This is a genomic window from Nesterenkonia rhizosphaerae (assembly GCF_039544555.1).
GTDB lineage: Bacteria > Actinomycetota > Actinomycetes > Actinomycetales > Micrococcaceae > Nesterenkonia > Nesterenkonia rhizosphaerae.
Window position 1 is genome coordinate 127632 of sequence record NZ_BAABLW010000002.1, and the last position, 23656, is coordinate 151287.

Annotated in this window: 16 protein-coding genes; 8 read left to right on the forward strand and 8 right to left on the reverse strand. The window is 63.6% G+C overall.

What is annotated here, in order from left to right:
- Positions 1 to 45 precede the first annotated feature (45 nt).
- The gene (locus ABEA23_RS02140) at positions 46 to 927 is read left to right on the forward strand and encodes a M48 family metalloprotease (protein WP_345476442.1); all 882 of its coding nucleotides are present in this window, start codon (positions 46 to 48) and stop codon (positions 925 to 927) included.
- A gap of 77 nt (positions 928 to 1004) precedes the next feature.
- On the opposite strand, the gene ABEA23_RS02145 is transcribed toward ABEA23_RS02140, so the two are convergent.
- Complete coding sequence (locus ABEA23_RS02145) at positions 1005 to 2432, reverse strand: FAD-dependent oxidoreductase (RefSeq protein ID WP_345476443.1); 1428 nt, start codon at positions 2430 to 2432, stop codon at positions 1005 to 1007.
- Between the two features lie 114 nt (positions 2433 to 2546).
- Here ABEA23_RS02145 and ABEA23_RS02150 point away from each other — a divergent pair, with 114 nt between their 5' ends.
- The gene (locus ABEA23_RS02150) at positions 2547 to 2978 is read left to right on the forward strand and encodes a hypothetical protein (RefSeq protein WP_044493725.1); all 432 of its coding nucleotides are present in this window, start codon (positions 2547 to 2549) and stop codon (positions 2976 to 2978) included.
- Positions 2975 to 3544, forward strand: coding sequence for an HIT family protein (locus ABEA23_RS02155; protein WP_345476444.1), 570 nt, complete (start codon positions 2975 to 2977; stop codon positions 3542 to 3544). Before ABEA23_RS02150 ends, ABEA23_RS02155 begins: the two co-directional genes overlap by 4 nt.
- A 318-nt stretch (positions 3545 to 3862) precedes the next feature.
- Here ABEA23_RS02155 and ABEA23_RS02160 read toward each other — a convergent pair whose 3' ends face one another.
- On the reverse strand, positions 3863 to 4912 hold the full coding sequence (locus ABEA23_RS02160; protein WP_345476445.1) for a polyprenyl synthetase family protein: 1050 nt from the start codon (positions 4910 to 4912) through the stop codon (positions 3863 to 3865).
- Between the two features lie 22 nt (positions 4913 to 4934).
- On the reverse strand, positions 4935 to 5705 hold the full coding sequence (locus ABEA23_RS02165; RefSeq protein ID WP_345476446.1) for a demethylmenaquinone methyltransferase: 771 nt from the start codon (positions 5703 to 5705) through the stop codon (positions 4935 to 4937).
- A gap of 134 nt (positions 5706 to 5839) precedes the next feature.
- Here ABEA23_RS02165 and ABEA23_RS02170 point away from each other — a divergent pair, with 134 nt between their 5' ends.
- From ABEA23_RS02170 to ABEA23_RS02180, 3 genes are all read left to right on the forward strand, one after another.
- Positions 5840 to 7258 carry an isochorismate synthase gene (locus ABEA23_RS02170; protein ID WP_345476447.1) on the forward strand — a complete coding sequence of 473 codons (1419 nt, stop codon included), beginning with the start codon at positions 5840 to 5842 and terminating at the stop codon, positions 7256 to 7258.
- Positions 7255 to 7896: a flavin reductase family protein gene (locus tag ABEA23_RS02175; RefSeq protein ID WP_345476448.1), complete on the forward strand. Its 642-nt coding sequence runs from the start codon at positions 7255 to 7257 to the stop codon at positions 7894 to 7896. The genes ABEA23_RS02170 and ABEA23_RS02175 overlap by 4 nt, the downstream gene beginning before the upstream one ends.
- A gap of 143 nt (positions 7897 to 8039) precedes the next feature.
- Entirely contained in the window at positions 8040 to 8441 is a 402-nt protein-coding gene (locus ABEA23_RS02180; RefSeq protein ID WP_345476449.1) for a VOC family protein, read from the forward strand.
- On the opposite strand, the gene menD is transcribed toward ABEA23_RS02180, so the two are convergent.
- Both menD and ABEA23_RS02190 read right to left on the reverse strand, forming a co-directional pair.
- The gene (menD, locus tag ABEA23_RS02185; protein WP_345476450.1) at positions 8438 to 10429 is read right to left on the reverse strand and encodes a 2-succinyl-5-enolpyruvyl-6-hydroxy-3-cyclohexene-1-carboxylic-acid synthase; all 1992 of its coding nucleotides are present in this window, start codon (positions 10427 to 10429) and stop codon (positions 8438 to 8440) included. The two genes, ABEA23_RS02180 and menD, sit on opposite strands and share 4 nt — an antisense overlap.
- Before the next feature lie 128 nt (positions 10430 to 10557).
- A complete protein-coding gene (locus tag ABEA23_RS02190; protein WP_345476451.1) occupies positions 10558 to 11592 on the reverse strand; it encodes an o-succinylbenzoate synthase in 1035 nt (344 codons plus the stop codon).
- Between the two features lie 134 nt (positions 11593 to 11726).
- Here ABEA23_RS02190 and ABEA23_RS02195 point away from each other — a divergent pair, with 134 nt between their 5' ends.
- Positions 11727 to 12701: a phosphatase PAP2 family protein gene (locus ABEA23_RS02195; RefSeq protein WP_345476452.1), complete on the forward strand. Its 975-nt coding sequence runs from the start codon at positions 11727 to 11729 to the stop codon at positions 12699 to 12701.
- 82 nt (positions 12702 to 12783) lie between these two features.
- On the opposite strand, the gene ABEA23_RS02200 is transcribed toward ABEA23_RS02195, so the two are convergent.
- Positions 12784 to 13935 carry an FUSC family protein gene (locus ABEA23_RS02200; RefSeq protein ID WP_345476453.1) on the reverse strand — a complete coding sequence of 384 codons (1152 nt, stop codon included), beginning with the start codon at positions 13933 to 13935 and terminating at the stop codon, positions 12784 to 12786.
- Between the two features lie 122 nt (positions 13936 to 14057).
- Positions 14058 to 15428: a DNA repair protein RadA gene (gene radA / locus ABEA23_RS02205; protein ID WP_044493716.1), complete on the reverse strand. Its 1371-nt coding sequence runs from the start codon at positions 15426 to 15428 to the stop codon at positions 14058 to 14060.
- 202 nt (positions 15429 to 15630) lie between these two features.
- Between radA and ABEA23_RS02210 the strand changes: the two genes are divergently transcribed.
- Positions 15631 to 16518: an HhH-GPD family protein gene (locus tag ABEA23_RS02210; RefSeq protein ID WP_345476676.1), complete on the forward strand. Its 888-nt coding sequence runs from the start codon at positions 15631 to 15633 to the stop codon at positions 16516 to 16518.
- Between the two features lie 49 nt (positions 16519 to 16567).
- On the opposite strand, the gene ABEA23_RS02215 is transcribed toward ABEA23_RS02210, so the two are convergent.
- Entirely contained in the window at positions 16568 to 23602 is a 7035-nt protein-coding gene (locus ABEA23_RS02215; RefSeq protein WP_345476454.1) for a choice-of-anchor G family protein, read from the reverse strand.
- Between the last annotated feature and the right edge of the window lie 54 nt (positions 23603 to 23656).

Below are 23656 nucleotides of genomic sequence, written 5' to 3' on the forward strand. Positions count from 1 at the left end.
AGTGACGCCATTGGGCGAGACCGAACAACGCACGGGAGTGTGAGCATGCACCACCATCATGGACGCCTCAGAACCTTCGGGCTGCTGATGTTCCTCTTTGCACTGCTGCTTCTGGTCGGTGCGATCGTCGCCTACTTCACTTCCACTCCGGCAGTGCTGTTCCTGTTTGCCGGCATAGGCGTGGTCTCCGTGGCCTACTCCTACTGGAATTCGGACAAGATCGCTCTACGCGCCATGAAGGCCTACCCGGTGACCCGGGAGCAGGCCCCAGCGCTGTACCAGATGGTGGAGGGGCTGGCGGCTCGTGCACAGCAGCCGGCACCGCGGATCTATATCTCCCCGCAGCCCACCCCGAATGCCTTCGCCACCGGCCGCAATCCAGAGAATGGGGTGGTCTGCTACACCGAGGGCATCCTGAACCTGCTCAATGAACGGGAACTGCGCGGGGTCACCGGTCATGAGCTGATGCATATCTACAACCGGGACGTGCTGATCTCCTCAGTGGCCGCGGCGGTGGCAGGCTTCCTGACCACCGTGACGCAGTTCTTCCTGCTCTTCGGCGGAGGACGCGGCTCCAATAACAATCAGGGCGGGAATCCGCTGATGCTGGTGGGGGCACTCCTGGCAGTCCTGCTGATGCCCCTGGCGGCAGGTCTGATCCAGATGGCGATCTCCCGAACCCGGGAGTACGACGCCGACTCTGACGGTGCGGCCCTGTCCGGTGATCCGCTGGCGCTGGCCTCGGCGCTGCAGAAGCTCGACGGCGGCATCGCCCGTCAGCCGCTCAAGGAAGACCCTAAACATGATGCCCACGCGCACATGATGATCGCTAACCCCTTCGGCCCCCGGGCCAAGCAGATGTTCTCCACCCACCCGCCGATGAACGAACGGATCCAGCGCCTGCGCAATATGGCCGGCATGGAATAGGCCCACAGCACAAACAACAGGAGGGGCTCGCCGCGTAGTGCGGTGAGCCCCTCCTGCGTAAGTGAGGTCAGTGAGTGCTAGTCGGCGCGTGAAATGCGGACCATCTCCTCGCGCGGAACCACCTTCACACGCTCACGAGGATTACCGTCAGCCAACGGGCCGAAGGAGGCGCCGAGCCCGAGTTCATGCTCATCGAGCTTCAGCCAGCCCTCCCAGGTGGTGTACTCCACTCCGCGGGACTCCAGCAGCTCCACCACGGCCTGCTCCTGAGGAGCCTCAGCCTGAGGCAGGCTCTCGACGTCGCTGACCAGGCAGTCGATGGTCTCCATGGCATCACCCTTGGTGTGGCCGATCAGCCCCACCGGGCCGCGCTTGATCCAGCCGGTGGCATAGGTGCCGGGGATATGCTCGCCGTTCTCGTCCAGGACGCGTCCGGCCTCGTTGCGGATGACTCCGCGCTTGTCATCAAAGGGAATGCCCTCGATCTCCGAGCCGAAGTAGCCGATGGCGCGGTAGACGGCCTGGACTTCGTAATCCACGAATTCTCCGGTGCCGCGGGCGTTGCCGGTGCCATCGAGCTCCATGCGCTCGAACCGGATGCCAGCCACCTTGCCGTTGCCTGAGCCATCAGCGTTCTTGCCCTCGAGGATCTCCACCGGCTGGTGCAGGAAATGCAGGTGCAGACGGCGGGAAGCCTCAGCTTCGCGCTCCTCCTGCTCCACCAGCCAGTTGGCCAGGGTGTTGACCATGGTCTTGGTCTGGTTATTGGTCTTGATCGCCTCATCGGAGGCCTCGTCGAACTCGAAGTCCTCCTCGTAGAGGACAATATCGACGTCGCGGCTGTGGGAGAGCTCGCGCAGCTCCAGGGGCGTGAACTTCACCTGTGCAGGGCCGCGGCGGCCGAAGATATGAACGTCAGTGACCGGGGAGGTCTTCAGCCCCTCGTAGACGTTGTCGGGAATCTCTGTCTCGAGCAGATCATCGGCGTGCTTAGAGAGCACTCGGGCGACGTCGAGGGCAACATTGCCATTGCCGATGACGGCGACCTTCTCGGCCCCCAGGGGCCATTCGCGCGGGTAGTCCGGGTGGCCGTCGTACCAGGAGACGAAGTCCGCGGCCCCGTAGGAGCCCTCCAGTTCGACACCGGGGAGGCTCATGTCGGCATCTTTGATGGCACCGGTGGCGAAGATCACCGCGTCGTAGTGGCGGCGCAGGTCCTCGATGGTCAGGTCTGTGCCGATGTTGACGTTGCCGATCAGGCGGATGTCTCCGCGATCCAGAACCTTGTGCAGGGCCTTGATGATGCCCTTGATACGCGGATGATCGGGGGCCACGCCGTAGCGGATGAGCCCGAAGGGCGCCGGGTAACGGTCGAAGAGGTCGATGCTGAACTGCACATCGAGCTTCTTCTGGGCCTTCGCCAGGATGTCTGAGGCGTAGACTCCCGCGGGACCTGCACCGATGACGGCAACACGAATGGGCCGGGAGGAGAACGTGTCAGACACGGGAGGCGGGTTTCCTTTCACGAAAACTGGCGATTTACCTCAAGACAGTATGCCTTATTAGACAACATGCCGCCGTACCTGAATGTTCCTGCTGCCGGCACCTAGGATGGAACCATGGCGGAGATCTTCCTGGAGCGGTTCAAACAACTGGTGCCCAAGTACCTCGACGACGAGTGGACCCCTCAGGAGGGATATACCGAGCAGGAGCTGGCTCAGCTCATCGCTGAGTCCGAGCTGGCGGACAATACTCAGCTGCCAACTGTGCTCCAGGAGCTCTACCTGGCGCTGGGCCGCTGCGAGGAGATTCTGGAGGCCTATCACTTCATCTTCGATCCGGATGAGCTGGTGGTGGAGGAAGGCCACCTGCTGTTCCTCGAAGATGAAGAGGAGCGCTGGGTCTGGGGCATCAATGTCCACGATCTTGATTTGCCTGACCCGCTGATCCACCGCCGTAATAACGATAAGCACGAGTGGACCCCCGAGGGGGCGACAGTCAGCGAGTTCCTCTTCGACCTTCTCGAGTTCTCCTTCGAGGACGAGGAATGAGCGGACACGACGACGTCCCCGGCACTGCCGCCGGATCCCGTGGAGACCCCGAGTTGACCCGGGACGAGCCGCTGTGGCGCTCCCACGCCCCGGCAGGCTATGTGTGTCCGTTCTGCCAGCTGGCCGCCGGTAACACCTCGGATCCAGGGAACCGCTGTGAGCTCAGTGACCTGGTCTATCAGGATGAGGACCTCTTGGTGTTTATCGCCTGTGACGGCTTCGGGCCGCATCCGGGCCACGCCATGATCACCCCGGTGGCCCACCGCGAGGCGCTCTATGACTTAGAGGATGAACTGCTGGCCAAGATCGGGGTCATGTCACGGCAGGTGGCGTTGGCGATGAAACTGGCTTGGCAGCCTGAGGGCACTTCGGTGCGGCAGCATAATGAGCCCGCCGGAAACCAGCATGTCTGGCATTACCATCTGCATGTTTTCCCGCGCTACGGCGATGACATGCTCTACCGACAGATTCGGCATCCCCTGGATGTCGAATTCCGCGCCCAGCGTGCCCAGGAACTGAAATCTGCGCTGCAGACAGTCCTGTCAGACGAGAAGCCCGGCAGCTGAGGCTGCACGCGGCCCGCGCTGCACGTTAACGTAGAGAAACTGCCGGAACTCCCGTGATTTTGGGGGCAGTTTCGGCAGTTTCGTGCTGAGGCGAACGGGACCTGTGCCCGGCGTCGGCGCTCTTTAGGCGTGAAGCTCGGCGTGAGCCCGCGGGTGGAGCCGTGACGTCAGGGACCCGTGCCGTCCACTGCGCGGAGGTGCGGGCCACGTCACGGCCGTGGCGGGGTCTCCCCGCCCGCGGGACCCTTTAGGCGTGAAGCTCGGCGTGCGCCGAGCGAGAGCGTGGCGGGGTCTCCCCGCCCGCGGGACTAGCCCAGCTCAGCCCTGGCGGTCGACGACCGCGTCGGCGAAGCTCAGCAGGGCGCGTTTGACCGTGGAGTCAGGCAGCGGCTCAATGGCCGCCTTAGCCTTGGCCGACCAGCTGCGCGCTACATCCCAGGATTCCTGTGTCACCGGATGGGCCACCACTGCGGCCACCGCTTCAGCCAGCGCCTCATCGGAGCTCAGGTCGGCATCAACGAGTGCGAGCGCCTCAGTCGCAGCGGGGTCCCCGGCGTCGGCAGCCCGGCGCAGCAGCAGCACTGGCAGGGTCGGCACTGCTTCGCGCAGGTCAGTCCCGGGAGTCTTGCCGGAGGTGGCGCCGTCGGCGGCTAGGTCAATGACATCATCAGCCAGCTGGAAGGCCACGCCCACGGCTTCCCCGTACTCCTGCAGCAACATGGCGGTCTCTTCCCCGCTGCCGCCGAAGAAGGCACCGAGTCGGGCCGCTGCTGCCACCAGAGAGCCAGTCTTGTCCCTGATGACGCTCAGATAGTGCTCGTAGGGGTCTTCGCCCTCGGCAGGGCCGACCGTCTCATGCATCTGGCCCATGACCAGTCGCTCGAAAGTCTCCGCCTGGATGCGCGATCCTTCATCTCCCAGGTGCGTCATCAGCTGTGAGGCCCGGGCAAGAATGAGATCCCCAATGAGAATCGCCACTGAGTTGCCCCACACCTCATGGGCAGAAGGAGCACCGCGGCGCAGCGGAGCGGAATCCATGACGTCATCGTGGTACAGGGTGGCCAGATGGGTCATTTCCATGACCACGGCCGCTTGCAATACATCATCGCGGATGTCATCACCGGCCTGAGCGCCCAGTTGAGAGCTCAGAATCGTTAACAAGGGGCGGATGCGTTTGCCACCGGCTTCGGCCAGGTAGCGCGCGGCAGAATTGGCGAGTTTATCGCTGCTGGAGAGCGAAGCGAGCAGCTTCGCCTCCACTGCATCAAGGGCGTCACTGACCTTCCCGGCCAGCTGCTCGTCATCGGCCAGGACGTCAAAGCCTGCCGGCAGCTTGATGGTCAGGGCGTCCGCTGGTGTCTCTGTCATTGTGCTTTAAGCCTACCGAGTTCTAGACGCCGCCGGTGGCGCTGTGCGCACCGTCACCAGCACTGCCGGCTATGGCGTCGTCATATCCTTTGACCGCGTAGTGGATGGCCACAATTCCGCCGCTGAGATTGCGGTACTTCACATCACTCCAGCCGGTGTCAGCAATCATCTGCGCTAGGTTGTCCTGATTGGGCCAGGCGCGGATGGATTCGGCCAGATAGACGTAGGCGTCCGGGTTGGAGGACACCGCGCGGGCCACCGGGGGCAAAGCGCGCATCAGATACTCGTTATAGACCACATTGAACGGCCGGAAGGTGGGATCGGAGAATTCCATGACGGCAAGCCGACCACCGGGTTTCGTGACCCGCAGCAGTTCAGCCAGCCCCGTCTGCGGCGAGACAATATTACGCAATCCGAAGCTGATGGTGACCGCGTCAAAGCTGTTGTCAGCAAAGGGCAGGTTCATGCCGTCGCCTGCGATGAAAGTCATATCTGGCCGACGACGCTTGCCCACCTGCAGCATGCCTAAGGAGAAGTCACAGGCGATGGCGGTGGCCCCGGCGTCGTGGAACGGCTCGGTGGAGCTGCCAGTCCCGGCGGCAAGATCCAGCACGGTTTCACCGGCTTGCACATCAAGGGCCTGCACCAGTTTCTTGCGCCAGCGCTTGGTCTGCCCCAGGGAGAGGACATCATTGGTGATGTCATATCGCTCAGCGACTTGGTCGAACATTGAGGCGACGTCGTCGGGCTTCTTCTCCAGGCTGGCGCGGCGGCCGCGGCGGGTGGGGCTCATCACCTGAGCATTCTCCCACAGGGCAGCCGGGCCCTGGGTTGCTGCACACTGGGGTTGAGCCGGAGATCTGAGTGCCGGTGAGCTGGGGCCGGATGGGCCGGCCGTTAAGTCACGTGCCATAAACTGATCCGGCCATGAACTCCCAGCCCACCGTCCTGCACAGCCATACATATGAAGTGTCTCTGGACGACGCCGGGCTGACCGGTCTGCTTCCGGCACTGACTCCCAGCGGAGTGTGGATCCGTCAGGGCCAGGGGCTGCTCGGGCTCGGGGTCGCTGCAGAATTCACTGCATCCGGGCCGCGCCGATTCGCTGAACTGGCTCATTCCTGGGCGGCCGTGGACTGGCAGCCGTTGGAGAGTCCTCACGGTCCAGTCAGTGCTGCATTCGCTGAGGCGGCGCATTACCCGGGGGCCGGGCCTGTGGCGTTTACCTCAGTGGCTTTCTCTGAGACGTCTTCCTATGCCTCGCGGCTGATTGTGCCGCAGCTGATCCTCGCGGTTTCTGCTGAGCGCAGCTTGCTCACTGTGGTGGGTGATTCTGCTGCCGCAGATGTGACTGCCCTGCTTACTGAGCATGGCTTAGTCCTCGACGGCGGGACTGTGCGCCTGCTGGATACTGCCGCAGCACCCAGGAACCTGCCGGCGGGCCAGCTGCAGGCTGGATCCCAGTCCGAGCGGCAGTATCTGAACGCTGTCACCGCGGGACTTTCGGCGATCGCGGCCGGGACAGTGCAGAAGCTGGTACTGGCCCGCGACGTCGTCGTCACCTCTTCCCAACCGCTGCCGCGCGGCGTGCTGCTCTCCCGACTAGCCGCTGACTACGCCGAATGCTGGACCTACTGCGTGGGCGAAGTCAGCGGGGGCAATGAGTCCGTGCTGGGGGCTACGCCGGAGATGCTGGTGAGCCTGCGCGGTGAGCGGGTGTCTTCGCGAGTGCTGGCTGGCACTGTTGACCGGTCCTGGTCTGAGCAGGAGGCTGCTGACCGGCTGCTGCGGAACGCCAAGCAGCACCGCGAGCATGACCTTGCGGTGCAGTCCCTGGTGGAGCAGCTTTCTCCGCTGACAGAGTCTCTGCAGTCCCCTACCGACCCGCATGTGCTGCGACTGCCCAATGTGTACCATCTGGCCACCGATGTCAGCGGTGTGCTGGCCTCAGGGAGCGAGGGCACGCTCCCGAGCCCGCTTCAGGTTGCTGAGCGCGCCCATCCCACTGCTGCGGTATGCGGGACTCCCACCCGGGAGGCCGGGCAGCTGCTGGAGATGCTGGAGGGACTTGATCGCGGGCCGTTCGCCGGACCGGTGGGCTGGATGGATGCCGCGGGCAACGCTGATTTTGGGATCGCGCTGCGCGGCGGGGTGCTGGAGGGGCCCTCTTCCACCACGCACGACGACGGGGACGCTGCGGCCGCTGAGAACGGGAACGGTGGCCGGCGAATCCGGCTCTACGCCGGCTGTGGCATTGTGGCCGATTCGGTGCCCGAGGATGAGCTGGCCGAGACCCGCTCCAAGCTGCGGCCAATGCTCTCCACCCTGGGCCTGGTGGCATCGTGACACCTCATCCGGGTCATAGCAGTACCGGTGACCGCTATTTCTATGAGCCGGCGGTCGGCCATGGTCTGCCGCACTCGCCGTTCAATGCGATTATCGCTCCCCGCCCCATCGGCTGGATCTCCTCGCAGAGCACCGACGGTGTACTGAATCTGGCTCCGTATAGCTTCTTCAACGCATTTAACTACGAGCCGCCGATTATCGGGTTCGCATCAAATGGCGCAAAGGACAGTGTGCGCAATATCGAGGCCACCGGTGAGTTCTGCTGGAACCTCGCCAGCGGGGATTTGGCTCAGCAGATGAACTCCACCGCCGCGGTGGTACCGCCTGACGTGGATGAGTTTCAGCTCGCAGGTCTTAGCCCACGTGCTTCCCGGACGATATCTGCACCGCATGTAGCCGAGGCGAAAGCTGTCTTCGAGTGCCGCTTGACTCAGGTGGTGCCGCTGGTGTCGGCGTCGGGAGAGCGAACCGTGACACGCATGGTCTTCGGTGAAGTCGTCGGTGTGCATATTGAGCGCAGTCTCCTCAAAGACGGGATCTTTCATACCGCTCAGGCGGACCCTTTACTCCGCGGGGGCGGGCCTGCAGATTACTTCAGGATCCGCGGCGAAGACCTGCTGCGCATGCACCGCCCGTAAGCTCAGCTCCTGCCACGCGGGAACTTGACCCGGGCTTCGGGCTTTTACCTGCCCGTATACCCCCGGGTAAAACCCCGAAGCCCGGGTAAAACTGTGGTCTGTGAACCCTGGGCTTCGGCAGGTGTCGGTGCGAGGATGGGCCCATGAGGTTCTCCCGACAGGTCATTGTTCTGGATGCTGCCAATATCGAGGAGGTCGCCCAGTTCTGGGCGGCTCTGCTGGAGGGCAAGGTGCAGCGCTCCGACGAGGACTGGTACGAAATAGAGCTCGACGGCGACTACCCGGTAGCCATTCAGCGGGTAGTCGATCATGTGCCACCGCAGTGGCCCGACGGGCAGCCGCAGCAGATCCATCTGGACTTCTTCGTCGAGGACATCCGCGCCGAGCACGCCCGCGCCCTTGAACTGGGGGCGGAATTCCTCAAGGCCTCCAGCGATCTGGACGCGTCCACCGGCTTCCAGGTGTACGCCGATCCGGCCGGACACCCATTCTGCTTGTGCTGGGGCTGGGACACCTGGCGGCAGGAGACGGACGCGGCCAGCTAGAGTTCAGCGACGCGTTCGCTGATGCGCTGGTGCAGGTCCCGCAATCCGACTCGATCGGTGCGCACCTCGATAATCCGCATGCCTAATCTGTCGTCGGGGTGAGCCAGGGCCTCCCCCAGCTCCTGCAGAGTCTCAGCAAAGTAGTACTCATGGTGGTAGGCATCAGCCAGTGCTTCGATGTCCACGTCCTGCGGGGTGCCGAAGAGTCGCTCCACCGATTCGGCCTGTCCTGATCGGCGGCCCACCGCACCATGTTCGAGCTGGTCGAAGATGGCGCCCCCGCCGTCGTTGATCACCACAATGTCCAGCTGCGGGACTTGCTCCGTGGAGGGCAGCAGCAGCGCGTTGACGTCATGGAGGAACGTCAGGTCCCCCACCAGGGCGGTGATCCGCTCCCCAGCGGCAAGGGCCACCCCACTGGCGGCGGAGAGATTGCCATCGATCCCGGCCAGCCCGCGCAGGGCATATACCGCCCTGGGTCGGCCGCCCGGGCCCGCGCCGTCGAGCGATTGAGTTCCCGCGCTGCCGGGCAGACTCCTAGTCAGCACCGCGGTGAGATCTACATCCCGGATCACCGAGGAAGAGCCCAGCAGCAGCGGGGTGCGCACCGTTTCGGCTACGAACTGGGCAGCACGCACCGAACTGGGCGCGCTGTGCTCCTGCTCGTCCTCACGCAGCACTGCGTCAATCACCCGCTGAGCTGCCAGCCCCGCATCCTGCCAAGCCTGCCGCCAGCCCGCAGCGGCGGTGCCGGTGAGCCCAGCGAGTTCGCGCAGATCGGTGATGATGCGGCGCGGCAGCCGGTGATCATGCCAGGGCTCAGCGCCCGGGGCGTAATGCAGCACCTCAATGTCCTGGCGCGCAATGAGCCGCTGCACCGGACGGGTCAGCGTAGGTCGCCCGACGACGACGACGCGTTCGGTCTGCGCCACCAGCTGTTCCCCCGCACTGCCCCGAGGTGCCTGCAGCAGCAACCGGTAGGCCTGGATTGCGCCCAGGTCACTCCACCGCGCACCCGAAGTGGGCTCGGCCAGCATCGGGTGACCTGTGCGCACGGCGAAATCAACGGCCTCACGCTGGGCCCCGTGCCCCATCACGAACAGGGTGCGGGTGACCGGCTCGTGGGCAGCGTCGTCGATGGTCTGCTGCGCATCGGCAGAGGGCTGATCCGAGGAACCAGCGGTAGGCTGCAGCGGCTCGGAGTCGAAACCAAGCCGCTCCCCCAGGGCTGCGGCCTCCAACTGTTCGGCCGGGCTCACCGAGCCTGAACGTGCCTGCTGGTACAGCCGTTCACGCTCTTGGGCCGGGATCACTCCCTTGCGCGCCCAACGTTGGATTCCTGCCTGCGGGGTGGGAACCTCCTCGGGCACCAGCGGGTCTGCGAAACCGATATTCAGGTGCACCGGGCCCGGTGCGCTACGGGCAGTGGCGGTCACTGCGGCACGGACCAGCAGCGCCGCCTGGGTCTCGGCTGCGAGCATGTCGTCGCGGGATTCCGGCTCCAGGCGGACCTGTCCCTCGGCGATGAAGGACTGGTCAATATGCAGCTCATCGCGCACCCGCCCGGCAAACATCCCCTGCTGCCACACGGTCTGATTGGCTCCGGTGCCGTGGAGGGATTCGGGTCGGTCGGCGGTGATCACCACCAGCGGGATACCGGCCATATCGGCCTCCATCACCGCAGGCAGCAGGTTTCCCGCCGCGGTGCCGGAGGTGGTGACCACTCCGGCGGGCTGACCAGTGGACATAGCCAGGCCCAGGGCGGTGAAGGCAGCGGAGCGTTCATCAATACGCATATGCACGTCCAGCACACCGAGCTGCTCGGCCTCGGCCAGCGCATAGGCAAGCGGGGCAGAGCGCGATCCAGGCGCCAGCACCACGTGCCGCATCGTCAGGCTCAGCCCACGGATCACGCGGCGGGCCAGCCGCAGGGATTCGGCGTCATAGGAGTCATCGAACTCGCGGAACGGACGCCGGCCAGAAGTCATGGATCCATCCTAAGCGGCAGGCCTCGTCCGGCGGGGCGGAGGATGAGTTTCACCGGGCTAGAACCTGCCGAATAACGCCGTTTCCGCCACAATCGGCAGGTTTCAGCCCGGTCAGACGCCGACGGCGGCTACGGCAGCTCGTGGTACGCCTGGCGCAGCCGCTGCTCCCACCAGGCCTGACGTTCTGCGCCCGCCCGGTTTTGGGCAATGAGCTGCGGATCGGGCTCGGGAGCGACCACAGCGCCGTCGTCGCCCACTGGCACGGTGAGCGCACCGGAGACCGGGACAAGCGGAGAGCTCAACACATCGGCGGCCAGCAGCGGCACAGTTCCGAGCCCGCAGGCGAAGGGCAGCTCCGGCAGTCGGGAGGCAAGTGCGAGGCCCGCGGTGAGTCCCACTGAGCTGTCCAGTGCTGAGGAGACCACGGCGTCGAGCCCGGCGCGCTGGACGATCTGAAGGGCACGCTGCACTCCGCCAAGCGGCGGGACTTTGACCACAATGAGATCGGCTGCCCCCAGCTGGGCCACCCGAAGCGGATCCTGCGCCTTGCGTACGGCCTCATCCGCAGCGATCCGCACCGGCACTCCGGCACGGACCAGCTCTTCGCGCAGCTGAGCCAGCGGCTCCACTCCAGCCACCGGCTGTTCGGCGTATTCGAATCTTGCCCCGGCGATCGCGGCGATCTGTTCCAACGCCTCTACGGCCTCCGGGATGCTCCACGCCCCGTTGGCGTCGACGCGCAGCCCGGCATCCGGCAACGCCCGCGCCACGGCGGCGACCCGGTCCAGATCCTGCTGGAGGTTCTGTCCGGGTTCAGCGACTTTAATCTTCACCGCCGGAATCGCCTCGGCGTCCTGATATCTGGAGAGCACTTGGTCCACCCCGGCAGCGTCCACCGCCGGCATGGTCGCATTCACCGGCACGCTGTGCCGCAGCGGCTCACCCAGCCCCCTCCAGCCGGCCTCAATGGCTGCAGCCAGCCACTGGGCAGACTCCTGGGGGCCGTATTCGGGGAACGGCGCGAACTCGGCCCAACCGCGCGGCCCGCGCAGCAACATCAGTTCACGAGCGTCTTGGCCGCGAAAACGGGTGCGCATAGGCAGGGAGACGACGACGGCGCCGTCGAGCACCTCGTCAACGCTTGGGTGAGTTGGGCCGGTCATGGGGCCCAGTCTAGGAGCCGGAGCATGCGCAGGTGGCCGGATGGGTCTGGTGGGGCGGAAACTTCGGATCCGGGCGGTGCGGACTGAACCGGAATGTTCGGTGTTTATTCAGTCGACCTGGGATACTGGGAAGCATGTCTGCCGCCTCGACTCCGCTTCGTCCGCCTGCCCGGCGCACTGGCTTGTGGATTGCGGGGATGCTGCTGTGCTCGGCACTGTTCATCCTGCTCTACGAGTACTTTGTGCGCACTACCTCGGGGCAGATTCTGGACAACGTCATGCGCATCACCGCGGATTATTTTGAGCATCCGCTGCCGCCGCTGAATCCGGAGAACCGCTGGATCGCGGTCTATATTGTGGCTCCGGCTGCGGTGCTATTCGCCGGAATCACGTTGGCTCGGCAGAAGTTCCTCAGCGCACTGATTGCTATCGGGACCGTGGTGGCAGCGAATATCTCCACCCAGGTATTGAAGTACGGGTGGCTGGATCGGCCTGATCTGGCGAATAACCCGGAGTATTGGACAGCGAACTCACTGCCTAGCGGTCATGCCACTATTGCCGCTTCTGTGGCGGTGGCGGTGTTCTTAGTGGCCAGCCCTCGGCAGCGTCCGTTCATTGGTCTGCTGGCAGCCTTCTGGGGCGGCGGCTGGGGTGCCTATATCTTCATTGAGGCCTGGCACCGGCCCAGCGATATGATCGCCGCCTACCTGATAGTGGCTGTGTGGGGGCTGGTGGGTGGCTGGCTGATCATGCGCGTTGACCCCAAGGGCAACACAGTCATCTACGAGGAGGAGCCCTCGGTCGCGCCAGCGGCAGCCTTGTGCTGGTTCTTTGGGATCATTCTCTCGGCCGCGGCCGGGCTGTGCTTCCTCTTCGCCGGTGGTTGGTCCGGGATCTTCGCGGCTATGGACGATCCCACGCTGTGGCACTGGCTTGCCGGTGCGCTGCTGTCCTTTGGCCCGGCGTTCCTGCTGGCTGGGGCTGGCATCAATTTCTTCGGCGCAGAGGCCGGGCGCAGGATGCGCGGAGCCCCGGTGCCGAGCCCGCGCGGTGAGCGAGTCCGTTATCCGGTGCCGCCGGAGTACCGGGAACTCTACGAGCGGGTCTGATTCTTCGACTGCTACCGACTGCCAGCGCTGGTGCTGCGCCGAGCGTGGCTGAGCAGAGTGTGGCCACTCAGGGTGTGGCTACTCAGAGCGTCGGCAGGTGGTCCAGGACAACGTCGTGGTCCATGCCCGTAGCTTCCAGAAGATCCACCACCATGGTGCGCACCAGCAGCACAATGGTCTCGCCTTCGAGGTTGTGGACTCCCAGCCGCTTGGGGTGAAGCTGCACTGCCACGGCTACTAGTGATTTCTGGGCGGCGTTCATTCCGCGGTCGAAGCCGGGCCCGGATTCGGCTACGGCCCGGGTGATCAGCGTGGTGCCTTCAGCCAGGTCCTCCAGAATCGCGGCCAGGTTGCTGGTGCCTTCATCATCTAAGGCGGCGTGGTCGATGGTGGAGACTGCGCGACGGCAGATCACCCGCATGGTGCGCACGGCTAAGTCGAGTTTGTCTGCGGTGCGCTGGATCCGGCGCATGTAGTGCCGGTGCCGCCGGTGTGCCGGGGAGAAGCTGATGAGTTCCCGGGCGCTGTTGATGGCGTTGGTCAGCTCATCGAGCTGCGGCTGGATGCCGCGGGCCCGGATGAGGCCATGCCAGGCTTCGCGGGAGTCTGAGTCGCGGATTCCGGCGGCGGTTTCCCGTAGGGAGCGGGTGAGCTGGTCGGCGACGGCTTTGAGTTCGCGGATCGGTTCTGAGCGTGGGTCTTTGGGGGTCAGCAGGGCGATCAGCAGTGCGGTGCCTCCGCCCACTACGGCGTCGGCACCGCGGGCAAACGGCCCTAATGCGGCATCTACTGGCGCTGGCAGCATGACCACCAGCAGTGCTTGTAGGCCCATCTGCATGGCGAAGGTGGGCCCGGGGTCCAGAAAACGGGCGAGCATCACTGAGAGGAAGACGACGATGGCGGCGGTGAGCCATCCTGCCCCCATGGCGTGGACGAGCATGTCGCCGAGGAAGACTCCGAGGGTGCAGCCGGCGGCGACCTCGATGACTTTGCGCAGCCGGGGTTCTTTGGTGAACCCCGTGGCCAGCAGGGCGGCGACGGCGGCGAAGATGGGCTGGTCATGTCCGAGCAGGTTCTGCGCCAGGACGAATGCGCCGACTCCGGCCACTGTCATCTGCAGCGCCGGGATGATGGAGCGTTTGGCCCGGGTGAAGCCCACACGCGTGTGGTTGCGGATGACTCGCCCGCTACTGCGCAGCAGGTGGGTGAAGTAGTTGGCGGCTGATGGGCTCACATGATGAGTCTATGGGTCAGCCGCGGTGTCTGAGCTGGACTGTCACTGACATCACGAGCTTGGCTTTCACAGGACTTGGGTTTCACAGGTCGCGGGGCTTCCATGCCGCCGGCTCCCGGGGTTCAGTCTTTGAAGAGCAGCGCCAGTGCTTCTGGCAGGGACCCGACTTCGCGGACGGTCATTCCTTCTGGGACTGCATTGTCAGTGGTGTTTTTGGGCACGATGGCGTGGGTGAAGCCTAGGCGGGCGGCTTCTTGGAGGCGGCGCTGCAGTCCGGAGACTGGGCGCACTTCCCCGGCGAGTCCGACTTCACCGAAGGCAAGGAATCTGTTGGGCAGTGGTTTCTCCAGCGCGGCTGAGGCTACGGCGAGAGCGATGGAGAGGTCTGCAGCGGGTTCGGTGATCTTCACTCCCCCGACTGTGGCCACATAGGCCTCAGATTTCATCAGTGCGGTGAGTTTAGCGCGGCGTTGCAGGACCGCCAGCAGCATGGAGACTCGTGGGGAGTCGAGTCCGGAGACTGCTCGACGCGGCTGGGAGGCTTGTGACTCGGCTACCAGGGCCTGGACTTCGGCGGTGAGCGGGCGCCGGCCTTCTAAGGTGATGGTGATGCAGGTGCCTGGGACACGTTCGGTCATCGCGGAGACGAAGAGTCCGCTGGGGTCGGAGAGTGAGGTCAGCCCGTCTTCGCCGAGGTCGAAGCAGCCGACGTCATCGGTTGGTCCGTAGCGGTTCTTCACCGCGCGCAGCAGCCGCAGCCGGGAGTGCCGGTCCCCTTCGAATTGGCAGACCACATCCACGAGGTGTTCGAGCATACGGGGTCCTGCGATATTGCCGTCTTTGGTGACGTGACCGACCAGGATGGTGGTCATGTTCCGCCTTTTAGCGGCTTCGATCATGGCGGCGGTGACTTCACGGATCTGGGTCACACCGCCGGCGGCGCCGTCGACCTCTGCTGAGGACAGCGTCTGGACTGAGTCCATGATGGTCAGCTGGGGTGCGACTTCTTCGATCTGCGCCAGCGCCTGCCCGAGGTCTGATTCGGCGGCGAGGTAGAGCTTATCTGCGAGGGAATCGATGCGTTCGGCGCGCTTTTTGACCTGCGCGGCTGACTCCTCACCGGTGAGGTAGAGCACGGGCTGTTCCGGGTGCGTTCTTGCCACCGCTGAGGCGGCCTGCAGCAGCAGTGTGGACTTGCCAACCCCAGGCTCGCCCGCCATGAGGATGACGGCACCGGGCACCAGCCCACCACCGAGGACCCGGTCCAGCTCCCCGATGCCGGTGGCGCGGAACTCGGCCACGGAAGAGTCGACGTCAGCAATGGTCTTAGCCGGGGCGGCCGCGCTGCGGGCGGCGGTAGTCCGCGCGGTGACCTGGCCTTTTTCTTCGACGCTGCCCCATGCCTGACATTCTGGGCAGCGGCCAACCCACTTCACCGTCTGCCAGCCGCATTCGGTGCATTCGAACTTCGGGGTGGTCTTGCTCTTGGCCATGGCACCACAGTAGCCGGGGCCTCTGACATGCGGATGCGACTTTTAAGGCTTCACCGGCCGGCCATTAGACTTCACCGCTGTGACCACCCCAGATTCAGCCGCTCCAGACTCACGAGCACCCGACCTGGGTGCACAAGGTCCAAGTGCCCCAGGCCTAGGCGCCCCGCGTGCCGATTTCACCTGGAGTCCGGATCCCGAGCCGGTGCATTTCCGGTTGGCGCAGTGGTATTCAGAAGCTGCACGCGATCTGCCGTGGCGCCGTGAGGACTGCTCGGCCTGGGGTGTGATGGTCTCAGAGATCATGCTGCAGCAGACGCCGGTGGTTCGGGTGCTGCCTCGCTGGGAGGAGTGGATGCGCCGTTGGCCGACCCCGGCTGTCACTGCCGCGGCATCGGCAGCGGAGATCCTGACTGTCTGGGATCGGCTGGGTTATCCGCGCCGAGCTCTGCGGCTGCAGACCGCCGCTCAGGCGATTGTTGAGCGCCATGGTGGCGAGGTGCCTGGTACCCGCCAGGAGCTTCTGGCGCTGCCGGGAGTGGGCGAGTACACGGCGGCCGCTGTCGCTTGCTTCGCCTTCGATCAGCCGGAGGTGGTGGTGGATACCAATATTCGCCGGGTGCATGCCCGGGTCTTCTCCGGGCATGCGCTGCCGGGGAAGACCTATACCGCCCAGCAGCGGAAATTGGCTCATGATGTGATGCCGCAGACCGCTCACGACGACGGCGAGCTCGCATGCACCTGGAATATTGCCGCCATGGAGCTCGGGGCGCTGATCTGCACTGCTCGGGCTCCGAAGTGCGTTGAGTGCCCTGTGCAGGACCTTTGTGCGTGGCGGGCGGCCGGCTCACCTCCGGCGACCGAGGAGCAGCAGACCCGCGGGCAGGCTTGGGCTGGGACTGATCGGCAGGTGCGCGGAGCGATGATGGCGGTGCTGCGTACTGGCGAACCGGTGCAGCGCAGTGTGCTTCTGGAGACCCTGCCGCTGCCGGCGGCTGACATGGAGCAGCGCGTGCGGTGCCTGGATTCCCTGCTGCGGGATGGGCTTGCGGCTGAGGACAAGGAGCTGGTCGCACTTCCGGGTGTGATCTGAGCGAACCCAGAGCACACCCGGAAGTGGCTATTCAGTTTTTCTGTGCGGCTTACTCAGTGTTCTGAGCTGCCCTGCGCCGCATGGTGGCGAGGATGACTCCGCCGAGGATGAGCAGCAGTATCGCTACTCCAGCGACCGCCGCTGCACCCTGGACACCGGTGCTGGCGAGTGCGCCACCGCCGGTTCCGGATCCTGCACCGGCCCCAGCCCCGCTGCCTCCTGCCGGACCTGCGCCGGAGCCGTCGGTACCGCTGCCGGTTCCATCAGTTCCGGGGCCACCGGTTCCTGCGCCGTCACCGTCACCGTCACCGTCACCTGAGCCATCTCCGTCACCTGTTCCGTCGCCGTCGCCTGCGCCGTCGTCGTCTGCGGCAGTGACGTAGAACTGGACCGAGAGGTCCGGCGCGCCCTCAGCATGTGCTGAGAAGGTGTGCCAACCGGGGTTGGTGTTTGCCGGGGTGGTCCAGGTGAAGGTCACGACACCGTTCTCGTCAGCAACCTGGGTTCCCAGATCGATGGTCGGGTAAGAGTTCATGTACCCCTGAACGACCTCTCCCGGCGCGTAGCCCCACGCGGTTCCGATCTGTTCGGCACCGACCGCCTTGACCGCGTGTTCCACCGCGATGTCGTAGTACGGGTCCACGGTGTAGGAGGCAGTGACGGTCTCGTAACCTTCCGCCGTGGCGGTGAAGGTGTAGTCACCGTGGTCAGCCCCCTGCGGGATGGTCCAGGTGAAGACTGCACGGCCATCGTCGTTAGCCGTGACGGGCTCCAACTCTGCGCCGTCATCCGTGGCGCCGTACACCACTGTTCCTGGTGCCACACCGACGACGGTGGCCGTCTGCTCGTCACCGCGATGCAGGACCGGGTCGCTGAGCACGGCGCGCATGGAGTCAGCGTCGCCCTCATCGCCGTCGTCATCATCGTCATCATCGTCGGTTGTGGGAACCACGGTCAGCGGCGCGGTAGCTGTCCGCTCGCCGTCGGAGGCCACTACGGTGTACTGGCCAGGCTCGGTGCCCTCAGGGACGGTCACGGTACCGATGATCAGGCCGTTCTCATCCACAGTGATGACCACCGGGTCGCCTACTGGGTTCCCGGCACCGTCAGTGATCTGCACGGCCACCTCGGTACCTGGGGTCCAGTTTCCTCCTCCGATGATGATGCTCTGCCCCGGCTCAACTTCACCGGGCTCGATGCCGATGACCGGATCCCGCAGCTCAGGCTCGTCCGGATCGACCGGATCAGGATCTGCCCAGTCCGGCGGGATCACGGTGATCGGAGCCTCCGCGACGGGATCACCGGTCTCAGGGTCGGTGATGATCACGGTGTAGTCGCCGGGTTCAGTGTCCTCGGGGATGGTGACGGGGCCGTTGATATTGCCATCCTCATCAACCGGCAGGCGGCCGATGGGAGTACGGTTGCCATCCTCATCCTCGATGATCACCTCAACCTCGCCGAGTTCAGGATCGAAGTTCTCACCATCAATGATGATTTCTTCGCCTGGGGCAGGGTTGGTGGGATCGGTGGTGAATCCGGGCTCATCCTCCGGGATGCCGGGCTGCTCCGGGCCTGGCGGGCGGACTGGGTCCTCATCGTCGTCGTCTCCGTCGCCCGGAGGCACGGTGGCTTCTTCGATGGTCAGCGGCGCAGTCTCACTGCGCTCGCCATCACTTGCCACCACGGTGTAGCTGCCGGGAGTTGCATCCGCTGGCACCGAGATCACGCCGGCAAATAGACCGTTCTCGTTCACCTCTACGGTGACCGGCGCACCCACGGGGGTGCCGGCACCATCAGTGATCTGGAGGGTGACGTTCGTCCCGGGAGTCCAGTTGCCGCCGATACCAACGGCGTACCCGCCCTGGTCAACGGTGTCAGGCACCACCTGGAAGGTGGGCTCGACCACGGGTTCTTCCCCATCACCTGGATCCGTACCATCTGGCTCGCTCACCGTGAAGTCGTCCTCCACGATGGTCTCGCCGGAGTCGGGGTCCTGCACGATGACGGTGTAGTCACCGGGGACAGTGTCCTCGGGAATCGGAACGGTGATTTCGAAGCCGCCGTCCTCATCCACCGGCACACCGGGAACCTCGATGATGACATTGCCATCGCCGTCCACGATGATCACATCGACTTCGGTACCGGGCTCGAGATCCTCACCTTCGATGACGACCTCCTCACCCGGATCCACAGGATTCGGAGTGATAACGACGCCGGGAACGCGGACCTCGCCATCGTCGCCGTCATCGCTGGCGGGGATTACGGTGAGCGGAGCTTCCGCGGGTTCCTCCGGCACTGACGGATCGGTGGCACGGATGGTGTAGTCGCCGGGGACAGTGTCCGCCGGGATGGTCACCAGCTGCAGTACTGTGCCGTCTGGCCGAATGGTCAGCGGTGGCAGAGCCACGGTCTCGCCATCGGGTCCTACCAGTTCAGCCGTGGCGGTCTGGCTTGCCGGATCGAAGCCGGAACCTTCGATGAGCACTCGCCCGCCTGGTTCAGTTTCATCCGGGGTCACCGTGATGGCTGGATCAACCACACCGTCCCAAGGAGCGGTAGTCACCTCTAGGGGTGTTTCCGCCAACTGGGTGCCGGTGGCCGGGTCAACTGCGACGATCGTGTAGTCGCCCGCGGCTCGGTTAGCTGGGATAGTCACCTGGCGAGTGAAGGTGCCTTCATCGCCGACCTGCACACCGGGCACGAAGACCGAGATACCTTCGCTATCGCGCACTTCGAGGTTCACGGTACTACCGGGCTCGAAGCCTGCACCCGTGACAGCCGTGCTGCTGCCAGCCGGAATGCTGGCGGGATCAGCAGCGATGTTCTCGTTGCCGGTGCCTACCTCTCCGTCGTCTTCAGCCGGAACGATCGTGATCGGAGCATCAGCCAGGACCTCATCAGTCTCCGGATCAGTCACCACCACGGTGTAATCACCAGGCACAGCGCCCTCAGGAACAGTGATCTCAACACTCAGATCACCGTTCTCATCGACGGTGCCAGTCACAGGACCAGCAATCACATCACCGGTCTCCGGGTCAACGATGACAACTTCAACATCACCCTGCTCCGGATCAAAACCGGTGCCGTCGACGACGATGTCATCACCTGGTGCTGCCTCTTCAGGGACACTGATGCTCGGATCAAAGACCGGATCCTCATCATCTGCGGGAACGATAGTGATCGGAGCATCAGCCAGGACCTCATCAGTCTCCGGATCAGTCACCACCACCGAGTAATCACCCGGCACAGCACCCTCAGGAACAGTGATCTCAACACTCAGATCACCGTTCTCATCCACGGTGCCAGTCACAGGACCAGCAATCACATCACCGGTCTCCGGGTCAACGATGACAACCTCAACCTCACCCTGCTCCGGATCAAAGCCCTCACCGACGACCTCGATCTCATCGCCCGGTGCTGCCTCTTCCGGAACAGTGATGCTCGGATCAAAGACCGAATCCTCACCCGTGACAATCGTCAGGACTGCCTCGTCGGAGATCTCCGGGACTTCAGAATCCGCGGCACGCAGAGTGTAATCGCCTTCCAGATCCTGCGGAACCGTGAAGGTATGGGTGAAGCCACCTTCGGCGTCAACCTCGACTTCGGAGTACTGGTATTCCGGAGCATCCGGATCAGTCCCGTAAATCTCCACGATCACCGTGGAACCAGGACGATAACCGGTACCAGTAACAGTCAGTCCCTCACCCGCAACACCAGGAGAAGGCTCGTAGGAGATGCTTGGGTCATAATCCCCCGGATCAACTTGATCCGGCTCCAGGACGGTGAACTCTGCGGCTGCACTAGTGCCCTGGTCCTCAACTTCGTAAGCCACTATGAGAGCACTTCCCGGCTCCGCGCCCGCAGGGACTAGGAAGCTTCCGGAAATCTCGCCTTCAGCGGTGGCAGTTACCGTGCCGAGCTCGATGACCGCAGGTTCGCCGTCTTCAGTCACTTCGACGAGCGTGACCGCGACTTCTTCGTTGGCAGTCCAGCCCTCACCGCTGAACTCGATGGAGTCTCCAACGGCACCCTCACTTGGTGTCACCGTGAAGACCGGAGGCTCTGCCCCATCCTCAGATTCTTCAATGTTGAAAGCGGCCGAGGCACTGTTCTCCGGGTCAGCAGTCGATGTCACCGTGACGATTGCTGCACCGGCGGCACCGTCTGGAATAGTCACTTGCTGGTTGAAGGTCCCATCCGCAGCGACTTCGACTGCTCCCAGGGAATGAGAGACCCCAGCAGCGTCAACCAGAGTGATATTCGCAGGTCCGGGCAGGAAATCTGAACCTTCCACAGTCACCTCAGTACCAGCAGGACCCGTCACCGGAGCCAGAGCAACTTCTGGTTCCAGGATCACCTCAGTGACTTCCAAGTCAGCCGAATCCATAACATCCGGATAAGTTGTGTCAGCTGCCGAGACGATGTAACCCTCTCCAGGAGCTGTGCCTACTGGAACTGTGATGGAGACCGTGAAGTTCCCTTCACTATCAGTTGCGACGTCCGACAGAGTTGCCACCTCTGCATCGTCTGCATTGGTAATAACAACGTCCACTGCAGAGTTGGGGATATAGCCGGTTCCAACAACCTCTACAGGGTCACCGGCGGCAACAGGGCTATCTACTTCAATAGCGGCGTCGGCGTAGACGTCGGCGGGGTCCAGGATGGTCAGCACGTCCTCTGCCACATTGCCGTTCTGCGTCGCCGTAATAGCACCCGCACCTAGCGCGGCCCCTAACGGGACAGTGACGGTGTGGCTGAATGTGCCCTCTTCGTCCACGGCAATACCCGGGTAGGTAGCAACGGTGTTACCTTCACCGTCGATCAGTCGAAGAACAAGCGTAGATGCGGGGTCCCAGCCTCCGCCGGTGACGGTGGTGGCCTGCCCGGGGGCTCGTTCCGCGGGGTCCGCAGACACAGTGCCTTCAAACTCCGCCTCGGGTTCAACAATAGTAAAGGTACCCTCTGCAAGCGGCTCATCGGAGTCCGGATCGGTGGCAGTCACCGTGATCACCGTGCCGTCAGGCAGTTCCGCCGGAACGTCCCACTCGGTGGTGAAACTACCGTCTTCTCCAACTTCGACACCGGGGATGGTGGCGGGAGTGCCACCTTCCGGCGTGAGGGTGACATCAACAGTCCCAGGAGTGAAATTACTGCCACCAATAGAAACAGTTTCACCAGGTGCTGCCGTTTCTGGCAGGGTCAAGGCAGGGTCAAGCTCTGTGACGACACTGAATCCGGCCTCACGCTGGATGACATCGTCACCTTCACCCTGACTTGCTGTAACGGTGTAATCGCCTAACGGCGCACCTGACGATACCTGCCATGTGAAATCGAGAGAACCGTCATCAGCTACTTCAATCTCATCGAGGACAACCGTCTCGAAACCTTCAGGTCCCGTGACAGTCACAGTGATATCCGAGGTGGGGTCCCAGTACTCGCCAGTGACTGCGACAGTGTCGCCTTCAAGGACCTGGCTAGGTTCAGCTGTGAGAGTCGGGTTGTACTCATCCTGCGCCAGCACGCTAGAGGTTGCCAACGGCAGGGAAATGGCGCCGCCGCCTGTACCGAGGCTTAGCAGTTCTACCGTCAGAGCGCTGACGGAGAAGGATCCTTCGCCCAGATACCCTTCAGCATCGCGTTCCGTGGGCTGATCGTTAATGCGTACGGTAGCAACTTCTGTCAGTCCTACAAGAACCGGGCTCAAAGCACTCAGAACAGGTTCAGTGACGTTAGCAAGGGTTCCACCGATCACGGGTCCGGCGTTTAGCAGGAGAGTGCTTACAGGGGAGAGCAGACCAGGCAGCAGCTGATTGACTACAGGCTCTGTCAGAGCACCGAGGAGCGAGCCGACCGGTATCGGAATAACGGTGTCCGGAACAAACGGTAGGAGCGACGGAATGACTAGACTCAAACCGCCCTCAACACTCAACAGATCCGAGGAATCACCTTGGCCGCTGAGCTGAGCCAAGGAGCCCTGGACCGTGACGCTAATATCGCCCTGCAGAAGTCCGCCGGCACCGCTCAAGTTCGGATTCAGGTCGATTACCAACTCTGTCTCATTGAGTGCTGTCTCAAGAGCTTCCGTGACCACACCCACGAGATCCACCGTCACCAGGGTATTGAGCTCGGAGACAATCCGATTGAGATTGTCCTCGCTCAAGAGATCAGTGTTCGCAGGCAGTCCGTTGAGTCCGTCCTGGCCTTCCATCAACTGTGCGAGGTCCACAATGACCTCGCCTGTGCTGAGGTCCAGGGCAACAAGCCCGGATTCACTGACGATGGGTTCCTCAAGCAAACCAGCGGTGACCGCATCGAGGTCGGTGCTGACGCTCACGCTTGGAGAACCGGTAGTTACTTGCACGAGTCCCAGGACGTTTAGATCGAAGTCCAGTGCATTTAGGACGCCCTGGATCGCCCCCTCGGGGCCGACAGCCGTTGCCAGTGTTCCATTGAGAACATCAACAGTGGAATCGACTGCGCCTGTGACACCAGCTAGGACGGGGGCATCTATGCGCAATTGCGCATCTGCCACGGCATAACTGCTGCTGATTTCTCCATTAACTACGCTGGCTTCAGAGGCGATGGCACCAAGCTCAAGTGCCACTGCGTCAACAACGCCATCCGTGAGACCTGGAGTAATAGCGGTCAGGTCCAACGTGGCAAGCTCATAACCTGCCAGGTCCTCGGCGTTGGTGCTGATGGTTCCGTCACCGCCGACCAGACCTACAGCGGCGTGGGACTCAGTAGCGCTGGGAGAATCGGCCCAGGTACCCAATAGCCCCAGAGTCTCGCCGTCGAGGTCAATCAGGCCGTTCTCCCCGATCAAGGGCAGTCCCAACGCAGGAAGCTGGATGCCAATCAGCCCTAGTGCTTCGACGTCGATGTTCTGAGGAGCTCCACCTGGATCAGTGGGCCAGCTTGACTCTGAGCTTCCGGCATCAAGAACATCCAAGCCAAGGGCATCGAGGTTAATGAGTTCAGCCCGGGCCTGGCTGGGGTCTTCCGGGCTATATGCATGGGCCGGAGCCAGACCGGCGCCCCCCATGGTCAGGGCCAGGAGGCCCGCGGTCAGGTAAGCGGTCAAGCGCTTGGCTGCGCCCTTCCTGGGCTGTTGAACATCTTGCGACGTCGCTGTTGA

What these genes read in the sequence shown, in the direction of transcription:
- ABEA23_RS02160 (WP_345476445.1), bottom strand. Translation starts at nt 4,912, where the DNA reads ATGACAGAGACACCAGCGGACGCCCTGACCATCAAGCTGCCGGCAGGC.
- ABEA23_RS02140 (WP_345476442.1), top strand. Translation starts at nt 46, where the DNA reads ATGCACCACCATCATGGACGCCTCAGAACCTTCGGGCTGCTGATGTTC.
- ABEA23_RS02165 (WP_345476446.1), bottom strand. Translation starts at nt 5,705, where the DNA reads ATGAGCCCCACCCGCCGCGGCCGCCGCGCCAGCCTGGAGAAGAAGCCC.
- ABEA23_RS02155 (WP_345476444.1), top strand. Translation starts at nt 2,975, where the DNA reads ATGAGCGGACACGACGACGTCCCCGGCACTGCCGCCGGATCCCGTGGA.
- ABEA23_RS02195 (WP_345476452.1), top strand. Translation starts at nt 11,727, where the DNA reads ATGTCTGCCGCCTCGACTCCGCTTCGTCCGCCTGCCCGGCGCACTGGC.
- ABEA23_RS02150 (WP_044493725.1), top strand. Translation starts at nt 2,547, where the DNA reads ATGGCGGAGATCTTCCTGGAGCGGTTCAAACAACTGGTGCCCAAGTAC.
- ABEA23_RS02180 (WP_345476449.1), top strand. Translation starts at nt 8,040, where the DNA reads ATGAGGTTCTCCCGACAGGTCATTGTTCTGGATGCTGCCAATATCGAG.
- ABEA23_RS02190 (WP_345476451.1), bottom strand. Translation starts at nt 11,592, where the DNA reads ATGACCGGCCCAACTCACCCAAGCGTTGACGAGGTGCTCGACGGCGCC.
- radA (WP_044493716.1), bottom strand. Translation starts at nt 15,428, where the DNA reads ATGGCCAAGAGCAAGACCACCCCGAAGTTCGAATGCACCGAATGCGGC.
- menD (WP_345476450.1), bottom strand. Translation starts at nt 10,429, where the DNA reads ATGACTTCTGGCCGGCGTCCGTTCCGCGAGTTCGATGACTCCTATGAC.
- ABEA23_RS02170 (WP_345476447.1), top strand. Translation starts at nt 5,840, where the DNA reads ATGAACTCCCAGCCCACCGTCCTGCACAGCCATACATATGAAGTGTCT.